We start from the raw sequence: 2,973 nt of genomic DNA on the forward strand, positions 1-2,973 counted from the left end.
AAAACCGTAGTATCGCTACTACGAAACATTCCAAAGAACAAGCTATTGTTTTGAATTCATTCAAAGCAAAAAACTGGTCAAGCAAGAAAGAGCACAAGGAGAATGCCTTGGCACTAGGAGCCGATGAAAGACGTGATAAGCTGCGATAAGCTTCGGGGAGGCGCAAATAGCCATCGATCCGGAGATTTCTGAATGGGGAAACCTACTTGAGCAAACCTCAAGTATCCATACGTGAATACATAGCGTATGGAAGGGAACGCTGTGAACTGAAACATCTAAGTAGCAGCAGGAGGAGAAAGAAAACTCGATTTCCTAAGTAGCGGCGAGCGAAAGGGAAAGAGGCCAAACCGAAGGACCTAGTTCTTCGGGGTTGCGGACTGTATAAGGTATTGGCAAGAGATAGTCGAACTGTTTTGGGAAAGCAGACCAAAGACGGTGAAAGTCCGGTAGACGAAATTTTGAGCCAGCTGACAGAATCCAGAGTACCACGGGACACGAGAAACCCTGTGGGAAGCCGGGGGGACCACCCCCCAAGCCTAAATACTCCCTAGTGACCGATAGTGAAGCAGTACTGTGAAGGAAAGGTGAAAAGAACCCCGGGAGGGGAGTGAAAGAGAACCTGAAACCTTGTGCTTACAAACAGTCAGAGGGCTTTGTGCCTGATGGCGTACTTTTTGTAGAACGGTCCGGCGAGTTACTAATGCTAGCGAGGTTAAGTGGTCAGAAGCCACGGAGCCGAAGGGAAACCAAGTCTGAATAGGGCGTATAGTTAGTATTAGTAGACCCGAAACCGGGTGACCTATCCATGTCCAGGTTGAAGGAGCCGTAAAAGGCTTTGGAGGACCGAACACACATCTGTTGAAAAAGGTGGTGATGAGGTGTGGATAGCGGAGAAATTCCAATCGAACTCGGAGATAGCTGGTTCTCCTCGAAATAGCTTTAGGGCTAGCCTCGAGAGGAGTCTAACGGAGGTAAAGCACTGAACTGACGCGGGGCCCAAAAAGGTTACCAACTCATATCAAACTAAGAATGCCGTAGAGATACCCTCGGGAGTCAGTCTACGTGAGATAAGTCGCGTGGACAAAAGGGAAAGAGCCCAGACCGACAGCTAAGGTCCCAAAGTACGTGTTAAGTGGAAAAGGATGTGGGATTTCATAGACAACTAGGATGTTGGCTTAGAAGCAGCCACTCATTTAAAGAGTGCGTAATAGCTCACTAGTCGAGAAAACCTGCGCCGAAAATGTAACGGGGCTAAAACACGTCACCGAAGCTACGGATTTCCTACGAAGAGTAGGAAGTGGTAGAGGAGCATCCTGCAAGGACGAAGCCAAAGTGCAAACAATGGTGGACGAAACAGGAGAGAGAATGCCGGAATGAGTAGCGAGATACATGTGAGAAACATGTAGGCCGAATATCTAAGGTTTCCTGAGTAAAGCTAATCTTCTCAGGGTTAGTCGGGGCCTAAGGCGAGGACGAAAGTCGTAGTCGATGGACAACAGGTTGATATTCCTGTACTACGTATAATCAGAACTGTGGGGACGCAGGAGGATAGGAAAACCGGGGAATGGAAATACCCGGCTAAGCACAAAGTCAAGGAAGATAGGCAAATCCGTCTTTTGATGATGAAGTGCGATGGGGACTGAAAAAAAGTAGGGAAGTTTCCGAATCCACACTGCCAAGAAAAGCCGCTATTGTATTATGCGTACCCGTACCGTAAACCGACACAGGTAGATGAGGAGAAAATCCACAGGCCGACGGGAGAAGTGTTGTTAAGGAACTCGGCAAAATAACCCCGTAACTTAGGGATAAGGGGAGCCACGAAAGTGGCCGCAGAAAAGAGGCTCAAGCGACTGTTTAGCAAAAACATAGGTCTATGCGAAACCGTAAGGTGATGTATATGGGCTGACACCTGCCCGGTGCTGGAAGGTTAAGAGGAGAGGTTAGCGCAAGCGAAGCTTTGAATTCAAGCCCCAGTAAACGGCGGCCGTAACTATAACGGTCCTAAGGTAGCGAAATTCCTTGTCAGGTAAGTTCTGACCCGCACGAAAGGTGTAACGATTTGAGCACTGTCTCGACAACACGCCCGGTGAAATTGAAGAACCAGTGAAGATACTGGTTACCCGCAACAGGACGGAAAGACCCCATGGAGCTTTACTGCAGCCTGATACTGGGATTCGATGATATATGTACAGGATAGGAGGGAGGCTATGAAGCCAGGACGCTAGTCTTGGTGGAGCCGCCGGTGGGATACCTCTCTTATGTCATTGGATTTCTAACCCATGTCCATTATCTGGATAGGGGACAATGTCAGGCGGGCAGTTTGACTGGGGCGGTCGCCTCCTAAAAGGTAACGGAGGCGCTCGAAGGTCACCTCAGAATGATTGGAAACCATTCAAAGAGTGTAAAGGCAAAAGGTGGCTTGACTGCGACAGCGACGGCTGGAGCAGGTACGAAAGTAGGACTTAGTGATCCGGTGGTAATAAGTGGGAATGCCATCGCTCAACGGATAAAAGCTACCCTGGGGATAACAGGCTTATCTCCCCCAAGAGTTCACATCGACGGGGAGGTTTGGCACCTCGATGTCGGCTCATCGCATCCTGGGGCTGAAGTAGGTCCCAAGGGTTGGGCTGTTCGCCCATTAAAGCGGTACGCGAGCTGGGTTCAGAACGTCGTGAGACAGTTCGGTCCCTATCCGTTGTGGGCGCTGGAAATTTGAGAGGAGCTGTCCTTAGTACGAGAGGACCGGGATGGACGTACCTCTGGTGTACCGGTTGCAGACCAACTGCACAGCCGGGTAGCTATGTATGGAACGGATAAACGCTGAAGGCATCTAAGCGTGAAGCCGCCCTCAAGATAAGATTTCCCATTCTTCGGAAGTAAGGTCCCTTGAAGATAACGAGGTAGATAGGTTGGAGGTGTAAGCACGGCAACGTGTTCAGCTGACCAATACTAATAGACCGAGGGCTTGACCAA

General features: G+C 49.6%; 1 rRNA gene. It reads left to right on the plus strand.

Annotation, left to right across the window (positions count from 1 at the left end):
• The first annotated feature begins 75 nt into the window (after window positions 1–75).
• Window positions 76–2,973, plus strand: a 23S ribosomal RNA gene (locus NE558_RS14210).

The sequence above is a fragment of the Anaerotignum propionicum genome (assembly GCF_024461735.1).
In the GTDB taxonomy this organism is placed as follows: domain Bacteria; phylum Bacillota; class Clostridia; order Lachnospirales; family Anaerotignaceae; genus Chakrabartyella.